Source organism: Rhodoplanes sp. (assembly GCF_013377085.1).
In the GTDB taxonomy this organism is placed as follows: domain Bacteria; phylum Pseudomonadota; class Alphaproteobacteria; order Rhizobiales; family Xanthobacteraceae; genus Rhodoplanes.
In genome coordinates this window covers 15,019-32,431 of sequence record NZ_JACAAX010000049.1, presented here as the reverse complement: position 1 = coordinate 32,431, position 17,413 = coordinate 15,019, and the positions used below count along the sequence as shown (strand labels likewise).

General features: G+C 71.7%; 15 protein-coding genes. 9 read left to right on the top strand and 6 right to left on the bottom strand.

Going from position 1 to position 17,413, the window contains the following annotated elements; genetic code table 11:
- Positions 1–52: 52 nt before the first annotated feature.
- Entirely contained in the window at positions 53–1,054 is a 1,002-nt protein-coding gene (locus tag HXX10_RS25295; RefSeq protein WP_296526070.1) for a D-glycerate dehydrogenase, read from the top strand.
- A 209-nt stretch (positions 1,055–1,263) separates the two neighbouring features.
- Positions 1,264–1,644: a hypothetical protein gene (locus HXX10_RS25290; protein ID WP_296526069.1), complete on the top strand. Its 381-nt coding sequence runs from the start codon at positions 1,264–1,266 to the stop codon at positions 1,642–1,644.
- Positions 1,645–1,775: 131 nt separating this feature from the next.
- Here the strand turns inward: HXX10_RS25290 and HXX10_RS25285 are convergent, their stop codons facing one another.
- On the bottom strand, positions 1,776–2,582 hold the full coding sequence (locus HXX10_RS25285) for a molybdopterin-synthase adenylyltransferase MoeB (RefSeq protein ID WP_296526068.1): 807 nt from the start codon (positions 2,580–2,582) through the stop codon (positions 1,776–1,778).
- 72 nt (positions 2,583–2,654) lie between these two features.
- On the opposite strand from HXX10_RS25285, the gene HXX10_RS25280 reads away from it, so the two are divergent.
- The gene (locus HXX10_RS25280; RefSeq protein ID WP_296526067.1) at positions 2,655–4,091 is read left to right on the top strand and encodes a peptidoglycan-binding domain-containing protein; all 1,437 of its coding nucleotides are present in this window, start codon (positions 2,655–2,657) and stop codon (positions 4,089–4,091) included.
- A 127-nt stretch (positions 4,092–4,218) separates the two neighbouring features.
- Here the strand turns inward: HXX10_RS25280 and HXX10_RS25275 are convergent, their stop codons facing one another.
- Positions 4,219–5,031: an enoyl-CoA hydratase gene (locus HXX10_RS25275; protein ID WP_296526066.1), complete on the bottom strand. Its 813-nt coding sequence runs from the start codon at positions 5,029–5,031 to the stop codon at positions 4,219–4,221.
- 472 nt (positions 5,032–5,503) lie between these two features.
- Here HXX10_RS25275 and HXX10_RS25270 point away from each other — a divergent pair, with 472 nt between their 5' ends.
- On the top strand, positions 5,504–6,661 hold the full coding sequence (locus HXX10_RS25270; RefSeq protein WP_296526064.1) for an ATP phosphoribosyltransferase regulatory subunit: 1,158 nt from the start codon (positions 5,504–5,506) through the stop codon (positions 6,659–6,661).
- A complete protein-coding gene (gene hisG / locus HXX10_RS25265; RefSeq protein ID WP_296526062.1) occupies positions 6,658–7,626 on the top strand; it encodes an ATP phosphoribosyltransferase in 969 nt (322 codons plus the stop codon). The genes HXX10_RS25270 and hisG overlap by 4 nt, the downstream gene beginning before the upstream one ends.
- 127 nt (positions 7,627–7,753) lie before the next feature.
- On the opposite strand, the gene HXX10_RS25260 is transcribed toward hisG, so the two are convergent.
- A complete protein-coding gene (locus HXX10_RS25260) occupies positions 7,754–8,305 on the bottom strand; it encodes a GtrA family protein (protein ID WP_296526060.1) in 552 nt (183 codons plus the stop codon).
- Between the two features lie 163 nt (positions 8,306–8,468).
- On the opposite strand from HXX10_RS25260, the gene HXX10_RS25255 reads away from it, so the two are divergent.
- From HXX10_RS25255 to HXX10_RS25245, 3 genes are all read left to right on the top strand, one after another.
- A complete protein-coding gene (locus HXX10_RS25255; protein ID WP_296526058.1) occupies positions 8,469–9,554 on the top strand; it encodes a glycosyltransferase family 2 protein in 1,086 nt (361 codons plus the stop codon).
- On the top strand, positions 9,551–10,405 hold the full coding sequence (locus HXX10_RS25250) for a ChbG/HpnK family deacetylase (protein ID WP_296526056.1): 855 nt from the start codon (positions 9,551–9,553) through the stop codon (positions 10,403–10,405). Before HXX10_RS25255 ends, HXX10_RS25250 begins: the two co-directional genes overlap by 4 nt.
- Positions 10,406–10,560: 155 nt before the next feature.
- On the top strand, positions 10,561–11,454 hold the full coding sequence (locus HXX10_RS25245; RefSeq protein WP_296526054.1) for a DUF2076 domain-containing protein: 894 nt from the start codon (positions 10,561–10,563) through the stop codon (positions 11,452–11,454).
- A 74-nt stretch (positions 11,455–11,528) separates the two neighbouring features.
- Here the strand turns inward: HXX10_RS25245 and HXX10_RS25240 are convergent, their stop codons facing one another.
- A complete protein-coding gene (locus HXX10_RS25240) occupies positions 11,529–13,967 on the bottom strand; it encodes a tetratricopeptide repeat protein (protein ID WP_296526053.1) in 2,439 nt (812 codons plus the stop codon).
- A 287-nt stretch (positions 13,968–14,254) separates the two neighbouring features.
- Complete coding sequence (locus HXX10_RS25235) at positions 14,255–14,998, bottom strand: L,D-transpeptidase (RefSeq protein WP_296526052.1); 744 nt, start codon at positions 14,996–14,998, stop codon at positions 14,255–14,257.
- 365 nt (positions 14,999–15,363) lie between these two features.
- Between HXX10_RS25235 and HXX10_RS25230 the strand changes: the two genes are divergently transcribed.
- The gene (locus HXX10_RS25230; protein ID WP_296526051.1) at positions 15,364–16,125 is read left to right on the top strand and encodes a chemotaxis protein; all 762 of its coding nucleotides are present in this window, start codon (positions 15,364–15,366) and stop codon (positions 16,123–16,125) included.
- Positions 16,126–16,146: 21 nt separating this feature from the next.
- On the opposite strand, the gene HXX10_RS25225 is transcribed toward HXX10_RS25230, so the two are convergent.
- Entirely contained in the window at positions 16,147–17,337 is a 1,191-nt protein-coding gene (locus HXX10_RS25225) for an MFS transporter (protein ID WP_296526050.1), read from the bottom strand.
- Between the last annotated feature and the right edge of the window lie 76 nt (positions 17,338–17,413).

The window sequence follows — 17,413 nt, the reverse complement described above, 5'->3', positions numbered from 1 at the left end:
AGACCGCGAGCCCGCTCGTTGCGAGCGCCCTGGACGCGGTGGGGCAAACGACATGCCGAATCGGAAGAAGCCGGTCGTGGTGGTGACGCGCAAGCTGCCCGACAGCGTCGAGACCCGCATGCGGGAACTTTTCGACACGCGCCTCAACATCGACGACACGCCGATGACGCCGGCCGCCCTCGCCGAGGCGATGGCGGATGCCGACGTGCTGGTGCCGACCGTGACGGACCGCATCGATGCGCACGCGCTCGGGCACGCCGGCGACAACCTCAAGCTGATCGCCAATTTCGGCAACGGCGTCGACAATATCGACGTCGCCGCAGCCCTCCAGCGCGGCATCACGGTGACCAACACGCCCGGCGTCCTCACCGAGGACACCGCCGACATGACCATGGCCCTGATCCTCGCGGTGCCGCGCCGGCTGACCGAAGGCGCCGCCCTGATGATCGGCGACAAGCCGTGGACCGGCTGGACGCCGACCTGGATGCTCGGCCACCGCATCTCCGGGAAAAGGCTCGGCATCATCGGCATGGGCCGCATCGGCCAGGCAGTGGCGCGGCGCGCCCGCGCCTTCGGGGTGCAGATCCACTATCACAACCGCCGCCGGGTGCCGCTCAAGATCGAGGAGGCCGTGGAGGCGACCTATTGGGAGAGCCTCGACCAGATGCTCGCCCGCATGGACATCATCTCGGTCAACTGCCCGCACACGCCGGCGACCTATCATCTGCTGTCGGCGCGGCGCCTCAAGATGATGCTGCCGGGCGCCTATCTGGTGAACACGGCACGCGGCGAGATCATCGACGAGAACGCGCTCGCGCGCATGATCGAGTCGGGCGAGATCGGCGGCGCCGGCCTCGACGTGTTCGAGCACGAGCCCGCCGTCAACCCGAAGCTGATGCGGCTCGCCCGCGCCGGCAAGGTGGTGCTGCTGCCGCATCTCGGCTCGGCCACCATCGAGGGCCGGGTCGACATGGGCACCAAGGTGATCATCAACATCCAGACCTTCATGGACGGTCACCGCCCGCCCGACCGGGTGCTGCCCTCGATGCTGTGACGACTGTCGGGCGCCGCGAGGCGCCCGATCCGCTTCGGGCCTACGCCCTCCTCCCCGCCCCTTCCCCGCGCAAAGCGACGCCGCCGACCCGGTCCGCGGCGGCCGTCCATGCCGGCCGCCTCCGTAACCGCCGCAGCTTGCCGCCGGCCACGCTTTGGTGGAGCATCGCCGGGTCCTGACACCCGCCCACCGAGGCATTGGGGACTACGATGTGTAACCGAGTGACGGCGCGCGACAGTGCGGCTCTGGCCGCAGTGCTGGTGCTGCTTGCCGTTCCGATGGCGGCGGCGGCGGCCGGCACGTTGGCGCCCAAGGACATCCAGACGACCTTCTTCGACGGCAAGGGATTTATGGCGACGACCCCGTCCGGCGTGACGTTCCGGATGGTGTTCGACGCCGACGGCAAGGTCCGGCGCGAGCCGACCGCCAAGACCGGCGCCAAGGGCGAAGGCACCTGGACGCTGGCCGGCGACGGCTTCTGCACCACCTGGAAGGGCGCCAAGGCCAACTGCTTCACGGTCGTCCCGGCCGGACCCAACACCTGGTCGGTGATGAAGGGTCCGACCCTGAAGGCGACCTGGAGCAAGTAGGACGCAGCCGCCATCGGCTCTGTAGGGCGCAATGAGCGCAGCGAATTGCGCCGCGCAATGAAGATCGGCCCGACCCGGATCGGCTTCCGACGGTGCAATTCGCTGCGCTCATTGCACCCTACGAAGCTGGCTCACGCCGCCCGGTAGGCCGACAGATCCGTGATGGTGGCATGCTCGCCGGTCAGCGGGTTCTCCGGATCCCAGGCGTAGCGCAGCGTCTCGAAGCGCAGGGCGCGGCCGTCGACCATCAGCAGCCGGCCGACCAGGCCCTCGCCGAAACCGACGATCTCGCGCACCACCTCGACCGCCATCAGCGACCCGATCACACCCGTGAAGGCGCCGAGGATCCCCGCTTCGGCGCAGGCCGGCACGGTGCCGGGCGGCGGCGGCTCCGGGAACAGGCAGCGATAGGTCGGATTGGGTCGCCCGTCGGCCCCGCACTCGTGCGCCCGCAAGGTCGTGATGGTGCCGTCGAAGACTCCGACCGCCGCCGTCACCAGCGGCTTTTTGGCCAGGCAGCAGGCGTCGGAGGCGAGATAGCGGGTGGTAAAATTGTCGGAGCCGTCGGCGACCAGATCGTAGCGACCGATCAGGTCGAGCGCATTGTCCGCCGTCAGCCGCACCGGATGCGGCTCCACCGCCACCAGCGGGTTGAGCCTCGCGATCGCCTCGGCGGCGCTCTCGACCTTGGGCCGGCCGAGATCGGGGGTCGCGTGGATCACCTGCCGCTGCAGGTTGGAGAGCGACACACTGTCGTCGTCGACGATGCCGAGCGTGCCGACACCGGCCGCCGCGAGATAGAGCAGCAGCGGCGCCCCCAGCCCGCCGGCACCGACCACCAGCACGCGCGCATTCTTCAAGGCGTTCTGGCCCGGGCCGCCGACCTCGTGCAGCACGATGTGGCGGGCATAGCGCTCCAGTTCGACGGTCGTCAGCATGGTCCGGCCTTTCTCGCCCCGCCTGCTTTGGGTAGGGTTCGCCCCGCGCTCTATCACGTTCGGGAGGCCGGAATGAACCGTCGCGTCGCGCACCTTGCGCTGGCCGTGTCGCTCGCGGGTTGCTTCGGCGTCGTGATCCCGGCGGCGGCGCAGGCGCCCGCCGCTCCGCCCGTACCCGCCGCGCCTGCCGCGCGGCCGAAGCCCGCTGCCGCTCCCCAGGCGCAGGCATCGCCGAAGCCAGCGGTCGCAAACCCCGCGGCGCCGAAACCGGCTGCGCCAAAACCATCGCCGGGCTCGGCGGTCTGGGCCACGGTGCCGGAGGCCGAGCGCATCGCCGTGCAGAGCGACCTGATCTGGACCGGCGACTACAACGGCGTCGCCACGCCGGAGTTCGGCGAGCGCGCCGTCGCCGCGGTGAAAGCCTGGCAGAAGCAGCACGGCTCCAAGGAGACGGGCCAGCTCGAGCCGGCCGATCGCGGCCGCCTCGCCGAGCAGGCCCGCATCCTGCGAGAGCGGGTCGGCTGGACCATCCGGGACGACCGGGCAAGCGGCGTGCGGCTCGGCCTGCCCGAGAGCATGGCGCCGAAGGCGTCACCGGCCCAGGGCGGCGGCGGCACGCACTGGCAGTCGGGCAAGGGCGAGGTGCAGGTCTACACCTTCCGGTTCGCTGGTCCGGACGTGACGCTCGCCCAGGCGTTCGAGCAGCAGAAGAAGGAGCCGAAGACCCGGTCGGTCCAGTACGCCGTGATGAAGGGCGACTTCTTCGTCGTCTCCGGCCTGCAGGGCCTGAAGAAGTTTTACGTGCGCGCCCACGTCAAGGACCGCGAGGTGCGCGGCATGACGGTGCTGTACGACCAGGCGCTCGAGGGCACCATGGATCCGGTCGCGGTGGCGATGTCGAGCGCCTTCGTGCCATTCCCGGAGAGCACCGCGGGCGTGGCGGCGCCGCGCCGCCGCGTCGAATATGCGAGCGCCGTGGCGGTCGGCGCGGCCGGCGACCTCGTCACCGACGCACGGGCGCTCGAGCAGTGCCGCAGCGTGCAGGTGGTCGGGCACGGCTATGCCGAAATCCGGGCCAGAGAGGCCGGTGTCGCGCTGCTGCATCTCTACGGCGCGCCGAGGTTGCCGGCGCTGGCGCTGGCGCCGGGCGGAACCGCGGGCAGCGACGCGACGCTGGTCGGGATCGTCGATCCGGCCCAGCAGGGCGGCGGCGCAGCGGTCTCGACTTGGGCCGTGAAGCTGGCGCCGGGCGGCACCGTGACGCCGCTGCCGCCGCCGGGCTTTTCGGGCGCCGCGGCCGTCGATGCGTCCGGCCGTCTGGTCGGTATGGTGGTGTCGTCGCCCACCCAGGTCGCCGGCCCCGGCGGGCCGGGCACCGGCTTCGTCTCGGCCGAGACGATCGGCCGCCTGCTGGCAGCCCAGGGCGTCGACGCGGGCGCCCCGCCGGCGCGGTCGGGCCTCGACGCCGCCAAGGCCGCCGCCGTGCGGGTGATCTGCGTGCGCGATTGATCCGATGGTCATTCCGGGGCGCGGGCTGCAAGCCCGCGAGCCCGGAATCCATACACACAGACCGGGATTATGGATTCCGGGCTCGCGGCCTGCTGGCCGCGCCCCGGAATGACCCGTTGTTCGTCGCCTACTCCGCCGCCTCGCGGAGGTCGTCGGGCGCCTGGTGATGCGGCTGGTTGAACTCCGGCTTGCGCTTCTCCAGGAACGCCGTCATGCCCTCGCGCTGGCCGTCGGTGCCGAACAGCGCGTGAAACGCGCGGCGCTCGAACCGCAGCCCTTCCGCGAGCGGCAGCTCGTGGGCGCGCTGCACCAGCTCCTTGGCCGTCATCACGGCCGGCAGCGACATCGACGCGATGGTCTCGGCCGCCTTCATGGCGACGTCCATCAGCTCGGCGAGCGGCACGACCCGCGAGACCAGCCCGCAACGCTCCGCCTCGACGGCGTCCATCATCCGGCCGGTCAGCACCAGGTCCATCGCCTTCGCCTTGCCGACCGCCCGGGTCAGCCGCTGCGTGCCGCCGAGCCCGGGCACGATGCCGAGCGTGATCTCCGGCTGGCCGAACTTGGCATTGTCGGCCGCGATGATCAGGTCGCACTGCATCGCCAGCTCGCAACCACCGCCGAGCGCAAAACCCGCCACCGCCGCCACCGTCGGCTTGCGCGAGCGCGCCGGGCTGTCCCAGTTCGCCATGTAGTTCTTGGTGAAGGTGTCGATGAACGACTTCGGCTGCATCTCCTTGATGTCGGCCCCGGCCGCGAAGGCGCGGTCCGTGCCGGTGATCACCACGCAGCCGATCTCGTCGTTCTGGTCGAAGTCCGCGAACGCCGCCCTGAGTTCTTCCGCCAGGGTCGAGTTCAGCGCGTTCAACGCCTTCGGCCGGTTCAGCCGGATGACGCCAACACGCCCTACGGTGTCGATGAGCAGGGTCTCGTACGTCATGGTTCAATCCTTTTTGGACCGAGCCGGGGGGAGCTCGGGCGCCGGGTCGTAGCGCGTCGCGGGGGTACTGCAGCCGCGCGAAGGGCGGAACGAATTGTAGTGGCCCAAACGTGCTGCATTGCAGCAGGGGTAACGCACCAGACCGTCACAGGCAATCATGATTCGCTTAATTTCCAGTGATCACGGGGGTTCTAAAAGAACCGCACAGCACAAAAACGATGCTGCAATGCGAATTGTGCATAGACTTTGCCGCCTCCACATGCGGCTTGGGGCGATTACTTGGTAACCTCCCGTACATCCTCGGCGCTGTCGGATGAGCATCCCGCAACCACCCCGGGAAAATATACGAGCTGTTTAGATCCGGTGACGGCCGAGCGGCACGGCCCGGCACGACGACAGCCCCGCCGAAGTCGTCGAAACCGGACAGAAGTCGTGCTACAGGCGGCCCGACCAACGGGTGGCCGGGGAGCACATGTCCGCTGCAACGATCATCGGCAAGGATGCGCGCGCCGACGCGCTGGTCGCATCCTATGCGGGCGCCGGCTATGCCCGCGTCGAGCCCGCCATCCTGCAGCCGGCCGAGCCTTTCCTGGCGCTGTCGGGCGAGGACATCCGCCGCCGCATGTACCTGATCGCCGACGGCGGCGCCGGCGACCTCTGCCTGCGGCCCGACCTCACCATCCCGGTGGCGCTCGACTACCTCGCCTCGCCCGACGCCGGCAAGCCGGCCCGGCTCAGCTATCTCGGCCCGGTGTTCCGCCAGCGGGCGGGCGCCTCCGGCGAGTTCCTGCAGGCCGGTCTCGAATCGTTCGGGCGCCCCGACAAGGCGGCGGCCGACGCCGAGGCGGTGGCGCTGGCGCTGGAGGCGACCGCGCTCTACGGCCTCGCCGCCCCCGACATCCGCATGGGCGATGTCGGCCTGTTCGCCGCCCTGATCGCGGCGCTCGACCTGCCGCCGGTGTGGCGCCGCCGGCTCGCCAAGGACTTCAACCGCAAATCCGTGCTGGCCGAGGATCTGCATCGGCTGACCGAGCCGCCCGGCAACGGCCCGCCCGAATACCAGGGCGTGCTGACGGCGCTCGCCAACTCCGATCCCAAGGGCGCCCGCGCGCTGGTCGCCGACCTTCTGTCGATCGCCGGCATCACCACGGTCGGCGGCCGCTCGGTGGCCGAGATCGCGGCGCGCTTCCTCGAGCAGGCCGAGCTGGGCGCCGGCGCCGCGCTGCCCGGCGAGGTGCGCGACCTGGTCGAGCGCTTCTTCGCCGTCGCCGGCACGCCGGCGGATGCCGCGGCGGCGCTCCGCAGCTTCGCGGCCGAGGCGAAGCTCGACCTCGCGGCCGCCCTCGACACCCTCGACGAGCGCCACCGCCTGCTCGCTGCAGCCGGCATCGACACGGCGCGCATCCGCTTCGCCACCGGTTTCGGGCGCGGGCTCGACTACTACACGGGCGTGGTGTTCGAGCTGCACGACCCAGCCGGCCGCATCGACGGCCAACTGGTGGCGGGCGGGCGCTATGACGGCCTGTTCGCCCGGCTCGGGCAGCCCGAGCCGATCGCGGCGGTCGGCTTTTCCGTGTGGATCGAGCGGCTGGTCGCGCTCGGCGCCGGACCGGCGGGAGAGGCACGATGAGCGCCTTCGTCATCGCGGTGCCGGCCAAGGGCCGCCTGCAGGAGAACGCCGAAACCTATTTCGCCCGCTCCGGCCTGAAGCTCGTCAAGCCGCGCGGCGCCCGCGAGTACCGCGGTACCGTCGCCGGCGTGCCGGAGATCGAGGTGGCGTTCCTGTCGGCCTCGGAGATCGCCCAGCAGCTCGCGACCGGCGCCGTCCATTTCGGCATCACGGGCGAGGATCTGATCCGCGAGAGCATCCCGCAGGCCGACGACAAGGTGGTGCTGCTGCACGGGCTCGGCTTCGGCTTCGCCACCGTGGTGGTGGCGGTGCCGCAGGCCTGGATCGACGTGCGCAGCATGGCCGATCTCGACGACGTCGCCACGGCGTTCCGCATCGAGAACGACCAGCGCATGCGGGTGGCGACCAAATACGTGAACCTGACGCGCGCGTTCTTCGCCCGCCACGGCATCATCGACTACCGCATCGTCGAGAGCGCCGGCGCCACCGAGGGGGCGCCGGCGGCCGGCACGGCAGAGCTGATCGTCGACATCACCTCGACCGGCACGACGCTCGCCGCCAACGCGCTGAAGATCGTCGACGACGGCATCATGCTGCGCTCGCAAGCCAACCTGGTCGCGGCCCGCGGCGCCAACTGGGACAGCGCCGCGCGGGACACCGCACGGCTGGTGCTCGACCGCATCGCCGCCTTCAGCCGGGCGAGCAATTTCCGCGAGATGCGCACCCGCTTTCCGGGCTGCAACGAGACGCTGCTGGCCGAGGCGCGGGACAAATTCGGCGTCGAGGCACCGTTCGGCGGCCCGACCTCGTCCGGCATGCTGACGCTGCACTGCCCGCCCGACCACGTCCACGCGCTCGCCACCTTTCTTCGCGCGCACGGCGCCGCGAGCGTGGTGGTGGGGCCGCTCGACTACGTCTTCGCCTGCGAGAACCCGCTGTTCGACCGGCTGGAGGCGGCGCTCTAGGGCGTGATGACGGGTCATTCCGGGACACGCGCGACAGCGCGTGGACCCGGAATCCAGTCACGAATGTTGAATGCGCCGCTGGATTCCGGGTTCGCGGACCTGCGGTCCGCGCCCCGGAATGACGGTGTCAAACGCGAGGATCGAGCTCGGCAGCCTCATCGGCCGGCCGTCGCACCCGGAACACGACGAAGTGCGACATGGTGAAGTTGACCACGAAGCTCACCAGGATGGCGCAGCCCTTGGCGAACCACACCGGCATCACCTGGGCGACCAGCACCAGGGTCGCGGTGTTGGCGATGGCGCCGACGATGCCCGAGGCGGCGAACACGCCGTAGTCGCGCAGCCGCAGCGTGCGGCCCGATTCGGCCGCGAACGTGAAGGTGGAGTTGAGCACATAGGAGCCGGTGACGCCGACCACCCAGCCCATCAGGTTGGCGGCGATCAGCATGAGGTCGTCGGCGCCGCCGCAGCCGCACAGGCCCGACAAGGCCGCAAAGCCGCGGACGCTCGCTCCGGCCGATTGGAGCGCCGCCAGCGCCAGGAAGAACACCCCGGCGTCGACAAAGGTGTTGATCACGCCGATCAGCGCGAAGCTGACCGCCTTGCGGACGAAGACCACGCGCCGGCGCAGCGCCGGGGCGGCGTGCGGAAACAGGGCTTCGATCCGGGTCGGGTCCATCAGGGCATCCGCTTCGACTGGCGCCGTGCCCTTACCACGGCGGCGGCGCGGAACCGAGCCCGAACCGCGGCGCGGCGGACAAGCGCAACGCCCCGCCGCGACAGCCCCGGCGCCTTGCGCTATAAGCCGCCCATCGCGACGAACACGGACGACGACGGAACGCATGACCTCGGGTGACCCAGCATTGCGGCAGGACGCGGGCGCAAACACCGCGGGCGCCGACGGCGCGGCCAAGGCCGCGCGGGCGGCCGCCGGGCTGTCGATCGTGATGCCGGTGTACAACGAGGCCGGCGGCCTCGCGGCGCTCCACGACCGCCTCGTCGCGGTGGCGCGCACGCTGCGCGAGCGCCACGGCCTCGCCTGCGAGGTCGTCTATGTCGACGACGGCAGCCGCGACGCCTCGCTCTCCATCGCCGACAAGCTCCCGCCCGACGGGCTCGACGTGCAGGTGGTGGCGCTGTCGCGCAACTTCGGCAAGGAGGCGGCGCTGCTCGCCGGGCTGGAGCATGCGCGGCTCGGCGCCGTGCTGTTCATGGATTCCGACGGCCAGCATCCGCCCGCCATGGTGGAGACGCTGGTCGGCCACTGGATCGACGACGGCTACGACGTCGTCTACACGGCGAAGGCCAGCCGCAAGGCCGAGTCGCTGCCGCGGCGGCTGAGCGGCCGGGCCTTCTACACGCTGATCAACTGGGGCTCGCGCCACAAGATCCCCGAGGACGCCGGCGACTTCCGCCTGCTGTCGCCGCGCGCCGCCGCAGCATTGCGGCAGCTTCCCGAGCGCAACCGCTTCTTCAAGGGGCTGGCGAGCTGGATCGGCTTCCGCCAGCTCCGCATCGACTACGAGCCGGCGGCCCGCGAGCACGGCACGTCGAGCTGGAATTTCGGCGCGCTGCTCGGCCTGTCGATCGAGGGCCTGACGGCCTTCTCGGTGGCGCCGCTGCGCATCGCCAGCCTACTCGGCATCGCGCTCGCCGCCACCGCGTTCCTGTTCGGCGTGCAGATCCTGATCGAGGCGCTGTTCTTCGGCACCGCCGTGCCGGGCTATCCGTCGCTGCTGGTCGGCGTGATGGTGCTGGGCGGCGTGCAGCTCGTGATGATCGGCGTGATGGGCGAGTACATCGCCAAGATCCTGTCGGAGGCCAAGGGACGGCCGGTCTATTTCGTCGCCGAGCGCAGCCTCAGGCGCGCCGACGGCGCCGATGCGCCGGTGACGACGTCTGCACCGGCCCCGGAGCGGCGCACGTGACCACCACCGCCTCACCCGCCGCGCCGCCGCGCCGCCTCATCCTGTGCGCCGACGATTACGGCCTCGCCCCCGGGGTCGACGACGCCATCCTCGACCTGATCGGGCGCGGCCGCCTCAACGCCACCAGCGTGATGGTGTTGCCCAAAACCTTTTCGACGGCCGAGGCCGAACGGCTCGCCGCCACGGCGCAGGGCCGCGCCGAGATCGGCCTGCACGTCACCCTGACGGCACCGTTCCGGCCGCTCACGGCCGGCTTCGGCCCGCTCGCCGGCGACGGCAGCTTCCTGCCGATCGGCCGCATGCTGGTCGCCTCCTTCGCGACGCCGATCGACCGCGGCGCGGTGGCGCGCGAGGTCGATGCCCAGATGGCGGCCTTCGTCGCCGCCTTCGGACGGCCGCCCGACTATGTCGACGGCCACCAGCACGTCCATCTGCTGCCCGGCGTGCGCGAGGCCGTGCTCGCCGCGGCGCAGCGCGCCAATCCGGGCGGCTGGGTGCGCCAGTGCGGCCAGGTGACCTCGGCGCTCAAGCGCCTGCGCGATCCCAAGAGCCTGCTGCTCGACCGGCTGAGCGGCGCCTTCCGCCGGCTCGCCGAGACGTTCGGCGTCGCCACCAACCCGGCCTTCGCCGGCACCTACACGTTCAAGCCCGGCACCGACTACGCGGCCCTGTTCCCGGGCTTCCTGAAGGACCTGCCGGACGGCGCCCTGGTGATGTGCCATCCGGGCCGGGTCGATGCCGAGCTGGCTCGGCTCGACCCGCTCACCGACTTGCGCGAGACCGAGTACGCCTACCTCTCGGGCGACGCATGTCCGGCCGCGCTGGCCCGGGCGGGTTTCACCCTAGCCTGACCCGGTGGGTGCGGCAGGCTGCCACGGGCCTCCTCCACCACCATTCCACCGCGACCGGCATCACCATATAGGGGGCGCACGAGACGGCGCGGCGCTCCGATGCGATCCGCAGCCGCTCGGCGCTCGTGCCGGACACCGGCCCACAGGAGAAAGAGATGACTCCGCAGGAACACCAGCTCGTCACCGATCTGTTCGAGCGCCTCGCCACCCTCGAGAAGGAGCCCCGCGATCCCGAGGCCGAGCGCGCCATCCGGGACGGGCTGTCGCGCGCGCCCAATGCCCTCTATGCCCTGGTGCAGACCTCGCTCCTCCAGGACGAGGCGCTGCGGCAGGCGCAGGCCCGCATCGACGAGCTCGAGGCGGCGCTCTACCCGCCCCAGCCGGCCCAGCAGCAGGGCGGCGGTTTCCTCGACAATCTGCGCAGCGCCATGTTCGGCGGCGGCCAGGGACAGCCGCAGGGCCAGGGCCGCGGCTCGGTCCCCTCCGTCCGCCCGGGCGAAAACCAGGGCGGCGATCCGCGCTGGGGCGCGCCGCCGATGGGCGCGCCGGCCGCTTACGGCCAGCCCGGCTACGGCCAGGATCCCCGCTATGCGGATCCCCGCTATGCCGGCCAAGGTTACGGCGGCCAGGCCCCGGGCTATGGCGGGCCGGGCGCTCCCGGCTACGGCGCGCCGCCCGCGGGCCCCTTCGGCGGCCGCGGCGGCTCGTTCCTCGGCACGGCGGCGGCGGCGGCGGCCGGCATGATCGGCGGCTCGCTGCTGCTCGACAGCCTGCGCAACATGGGCCATGCGGCTGGCGGCGGCAGCCATGCCGCCTTCGATGCCGGCAGCGGCGGCGGCGACAGCCGCTCGGCCTGGGGCAACTCGGCCGACAGCGGCCTCGCCCGTGACGCCGGCCTCAACGACATCGGCAGCGGCAGCGGCAGCGGCGGCGCCAGCCGCAGCGCGGGGGCCTACGAGGATCCGGGCGCGTTCGACCAGGACGACGGCGCCGACGATGACGAGGACGGCGGCGACCTCGGCGGCGGCGGCGACTCCGATTACGCGTGAGGCCCGCGAAACGAACGCGCTCTGAATCTCAGAGCGCGTTCGAAGCTGCACCACCGATACGTTGCTGACCTGCCCTACCGCCCCCGCGCCTTGGCCAGTTCGCGCTCGGCGAGCGGCAGCCAGCGGGCCTGCTCGGGGCTCAGCTTGCGGCGCGCCGCGAGGTCACGCAGCACCGTCACTACGGCGCGGTAGCGCTCGACCGGCTCGTCGCCGGCGCTGGCGAGGCGCCACTGCAGCACCGCCAGCTCCCACTGCCACTGCGTGTTGGCGGGATCGAGCAGCGCCAGCCGCTGGCTGATGGCGAGCGCCGCCCGGTAGCTGGCCAGCGCCGCGGCGGCGTCCCCCTTGGCGGCGAGCGCGTCGCCGATCTTGCTCTGCGCCACCGAGACGTCGCGCTGGGTCGTCGGGGCGGGGGTCTCGGCGGCGAGACGCTCGCGTGCCGCCAGGCTGGCGCGGTAGGCGGCGAGTGCGTCGTCATAGGCCCCCTTGGCCATCAGCACGTCGCCGATGCGCTCGTGCGAGACCGGCAGGTCGCGTTGCCAGCGGGTCGTCTGCGGATCGCCGCCGGCGAGCCGCTCGCGGATGGCGAGGCTCGCCCGGTAGGAGGCGAGCGCCTCGTCGAAGGCGCGTTGCGCCTTCAGGGCATCGCCGAGCCGCTCGTAGGACACCGACATGTCGCGCCGCGCCGCCGCGTCGGCCCGATCGGCGACCGCGAGCTGGAGCGCAAGGCCGGCCCGGTAGCTGCCGAGCGCGTCGTCGCTCGCGCCCTGCGCCATCTGCACGTCGCCGATCTTGTTGTAGAGGATCGACAGGCTGCGCTGCCAGCCGGCCCCGGCACCGGGATCGACCGCGGCGAGCCGCAGCGACAGGCCGGTGCGATAGCCCTTCAGGGCCTCGTCGTGGGTACCGCGGGCGACCAGCACGTCACCGAGCCGCTCATAGGCGACCGACAGGTCACGCCGCGCCGCCTCGCCGCCGGGGTCGAGCGCCACCAGCTTCTCGCGGATCGCCAGCGCGGCGCGGAACTGCCTGAGCGCCTCGTCCTGCGCCCCTTTGGCGAGCAGCGCGTCCCCCACCGCCGTGACGGCGCGCGAAACATCGCGTTGCCGCTCGGTGCTCGACGGATCGGCGGCGGCGAGCCGCTCGGCGCCGGCCAGTGCGGCGCGCGCGCTCTGCAGGGCCCGGTCGGTCGCGCCTTGGGCGAGTCGCATGCCGACGACGCCGAGTTGCGCCGCGATGATCTCGCGCTGCAGGTCCGGGGCGGAGATGCCGGGTCCGTTCAGGCCGTCCAGCAGCGCCTCGGCGGCGGCCGTACGGGTCCGCTTGCCGTCGGCGAGGCCGAGCGCCTCGTAACGCTGCTCGAAGGCGACCAGCATGGCCGCCCGGCGCAGCCGCAGCCGCGGCTCGTCGCCGCCGGACGCCGCGAGGTCGCGCAGCATCGCCTCGGCCGGCTCGGCGATCGCCGCGATCACGATGCGGGGCGCGCCCATCCGGTCGGCGAAGTCGACCGTGCGCAGCGTCGCGTCGGTGCCGGCCGCGACGACCCCGTCGAGCAGCGCCGGGCTGTGCGGCAGGACGAAGCGGGCGAGGCCGAAAGCGCCGCCGACCAGCACCAGGAGAACCGCGGCGGCCGTCAGCCAGAAGCGCCGGCGCCGGCGGCTCCGGTGCGCCCGCTCGGCCGGTCCGCGAAACTCGTCGACGCCGAGCCCGAGCAGCGCGGCGGCAAGCCGCATCACCACCTCGGACCGCGGCGTGCGGCCGGAGCGCGCATCGATGACGAGCGGGGCGAGAGGCTCTTCAGGCGTCTCGCCGACACTGCCGTCGGGCTTGATCTGGAAGCGCAGCGCCGGCGGGCAGAGCTCGGCCTCCGGCTGCTCGGGCGTGCCGCCGACCAGCACGGCGATGATGCGGTCGCCGCGGCCGAGCGCCTTGAACCGGCGCACCACGTCGTCGACGGCCCGATTCGCGGCGGCGTCGGACGAGCACAGGACGATCAGGAAGCGTGAGTCGGCAAGCGCCGCGACGGCCGGATCGGACACGATCGGCTGGGCCGGCACCAGCAGCCCCGGCGGCTCCGGTAACGGCGCGGCGACAGGCGTCGGCGCCGGCAGCTCCGGCGCTGCGGCCGCCGCGGCCTCGGCCGGCGACGGCAGGATGAGGGTGAGCCCCGGCGTGGCCGTCGCGACGGCGGGCGTCGTGGCGACCGGAGGGGGTGCGGAAGCCGGCGTCTCGGTCGTGGCCTCCGGGCTCGCAGCCGGAACGGCGGCCGATTCGGGAGCCGGAACGGACGGCGCCGGCGCAACCTCGTCCGGCATCGCGGGCGGCGACTCGGCGGCGAAGCGGAACAGTGGCTTGAGCGATTTCGGCACTGGCCCCTGCGGGGTCTCGCGCCCGACCAGCGCCCACGGCACGCCGGTGTCCTCGAGGCCGCGCTGGATGGCCCGGCCCAAGGCGTCGTCCGCCTGCGCCTCGACCAGGAACGCTCGGTATTTCGGCTGGACCACTTGAGCCACGATCTCCTCCCCGGCCGCCCCCGCGGCCGGTCCGTTATCGCACCGACCGGGACCCTATGGGCAAGATTTTGGCCCCCGCGTGTCAAAGGCGTGCCGCCCGGCCTGCGCCGAACGCAGGAACGCGCCCGATCCCTCAGCAGAATCGGACGCGCCCCGCGCCAGTAATCAACAGGTCGACGTGCGGTCGTGCTGTGGGGCCTGGACCCTCCGGAATGGCGCCGTCCGGCGGACGGCGCGGAATGCCTGCCGGGGCGGCGGCGCCGCTCCCGCTTCGCGACTCAGCGGCTTTAGATCACCACCACCTTGGTGCCGACCTTGACCCGCTCGTAGAGGTCGATGACGTCCTCGTTGCGCATGCGGATGCAGCCGGACGACACCTGGGTGCCGATCGTCCAGGGCTCGTTCGAGCCGTGGATGCGGTAGAGGGTCGAGCCGAGATAGAGGGCGCGCGCGCCGAGCGGGTTCTGCGGGCCGCCCGCCATGAAGGTCGGCAGGCTCGGCTGGCGTTGCAGCATCTCGTCCGGCGGCCGCCAGTCCGGCCATTCTTTCTTGGCGCTGACCGTGTGGACGCCCGCCCAGGTGAAGCCCGGACGGCCGACGCCGACGCCGTAGCGCATCGCCCGGCCGCCCCCCTCCACCACGTAGAGATAGAATTGCCGCGTATCGACGACGACGGTGCCGGCCGGCTCGTCGCCCGTATAGGCGACCACCTGGGGCCGGAACCGCGGATCGACGGCGGTCCGGCTGTAGTCGGCCGGATCGACGCCGGCGTAGCGGCCGCCGCTGAACTGCTCGGCCGGCTCCTGCCGATACTGCGGCGTTCCGCGGGCGCCGGCATCGCCGCCGCCGAAGATCGCCTCGATGAAGCCGCCGCCGAGGGCTGGCCGTGGGGCGGCCGGCCGCATCTCCGTCTGCGGCACCACGTAACTGCGCCCCGACGTGCCGTAGGGGCCGGGCACGTAGGACTGAGCGGTCGCCAGCGATCCGGACAGCGCGGTCGCGGCCAAGGCGCAAAGAAGAACGCGATACATGACGGTCTCTGCACTCGTTACTGCGTTAAACGGTTCTGACACCAAGCCTTGGTGCATTTCGAGTAAAAACGAAAAGTGGACACCAAGTCGTAAAAATGAGCGGCCCGGCGTTTACTGTAGCGGTATGATCGAAACAATTCGAATGACCATGGTGTCCGAAACGTAAACACCGAAGTTTCATGGTTAAGGCCGCGTCAACACGAAAAACACGGTTAATGCTTGGTTGACGACCTGAGGTCTGGCGACCGCTGGGCGCTGGACACGCCCGGGCCGCCCCTCAGGACCCCGCGTGCCGGGCCCGTGAACCGGGCGTTAAAGAATGGTCGGCTAGAACGATAAACAACACCTCGAATTGCGAACCCTCCATGCAGCCGCGCAAACTCTTCCGCATCGAGCAGCTCCGCCCCGTCGAGGACGTCGCCACCGGCGTCGCCGGCGCCGAGAGCGACGGCGTGCCGCCGGCCTCGGCCAACGACGCCGATGCCGCCCTGCGGCACCTCGAGGTCATCACCGAGATCCGCGGCGTCCGCGCCCTGATCGAGGGTCGAGCCCAGGACTCTGAACGCGCCCTGGAGAAGTTCCAGTCGCAGTTCAACGAGTTTCACAAGCTCAAGGCCGAGCTCGACGTGATCGGCAACGCCATCACGGAGACCAAGCGCGAGCTCGCCACCATCCATGTGACCGGCTTCAACGGCCAGGACATGTCGCGGGTGGCCAACGAGCTCGACGCCGTGGTGGACGACACCGAGCGGGCCACCGACGCGATCCTCGGCGCCGTCGAGGACATCGACGCCCGCGCCAACACGCTCGCTGCCACGGTGACGGCCGAGTCCGACCAGGCGACCGCCCGCGAAATCCAGGACTGCGTGGTTCGAATCTTCGAGTCCTGCAACTTCCAGGATCTCACCGGACAGCGGATCAGCAAGGTGGTGGCGGCCCTGAAATTCATCGAGGACCACATCCACCGGATGGAAGAGATCTGGGGTGGCATCGAAGCCTTCGGGGAGTTCGCGCCGGCCGTGGCGGCACCCGAGAAGCCGGAGGAGGACAAGCTCCTCAACGGCCCCAAGCTCGAAGGCGACATCGGCCACGCCTCCCAGGACGACATCGACGCGCTGTTCGGCTGAGCCGGACGGCTCCCGCCGGCCTCACGCCGGCTTACGGATCATCGCAAAGCACGCGAGCGCCACCACGGCGAACACCGCCGACAGGGCCAGCGCCGCCATGTCGGAGCTGCGCTCCGCCACGATCGCCAGCACCAGCGGCGCGGCCGCCTGCATGGCGAGCCACGGCGCCGCCAGCCGGCCGACCAGCACGCCGAACCCGGACGGGCCGAACAGCGCCAGCGGCACGGTGCCGCGCGCGATGGTGACGAGCCCGTTGCTCGCCCCGAACATCACATAGAAGACCGCCGCCGCGGCGACCGACAGGCCGGCCACCGCGATCAGCACAAAGGCCGCGACCATCAGCGTGAAGGCGAAGCGCGCCAGATACAGCGGGTGGGCGCGGCCGCCGAAGGTGAACTCGCACACCCGCGCCAGCACTTGGCAGGGGCCGAACAGCATCCCGATCAGCACCGCCGTCGAGGCATCGATGCCGCCGCGCTGCAGAATCGCGATGAGATGTGCCGACAGCGCCGAAGGAATGAACGCATAGGCGGCGAAGCCGGCCATCACCAGCAGGAAGGCTTTACCACGCGGCGGCAGGACCTTGGCCGGCGGCGGCGCGTCGGCGACCGGCCCGGGTGACGGCGCCGCCGGCTTGCGCGGCAGAACGAACGCATGCAGCGGCGCGGCGACGCCGGCGAGCAGCGCCGCGTAGACGAGGCAGCAGCCCTGCCAGCCGAGCGCGTCGCAGAGCGCCCGCGTGGTCGGCCAGCTCACCGTCGAGGCGAGGCCGCCGACGAAGGTGAGGAGCGTGATGGGCCGCCGCGCCGCGGCCCCGAACAGACGCCCGAGGGTGGCGAAGGCGGGGTCATAGAGCGACGCCGCCATGGCGACGCCCATCACGGCCCAGGCGGCCAGATAGGCGAGCGGATGCGTCGCGACGGCGAGCGCGACAAGCCCGACGGCGCCGGCGAGCGAGCCGGCCGTCATCGCCACATGGCCGCCGCGGCGATCGATCACCCGGCCGACCAGCGGGGCCACGAGCCCGCCGGCGAGCAGCGCGGCCGAGAAGCCGCCCATCGCGAAGGACAGCGACCAGTCGCGCTCGGCGGCGATCAGCGGCACCGTGAGGACGGGCGGGTAGAACAGCGCCCCCCAGGCGAGCACCTGGGTGACGGCGAGCACCGGTAGGGCGCGCCAGGGACCGGCCAGGATCGTGCGGATGCTCGCCATCACTCCCCGACAGTCCCGCTCCACCGACCGCCCGGCAAGGTGGCGTCCTCCCCCGCACGCAAGGCTCGCGGGCGGC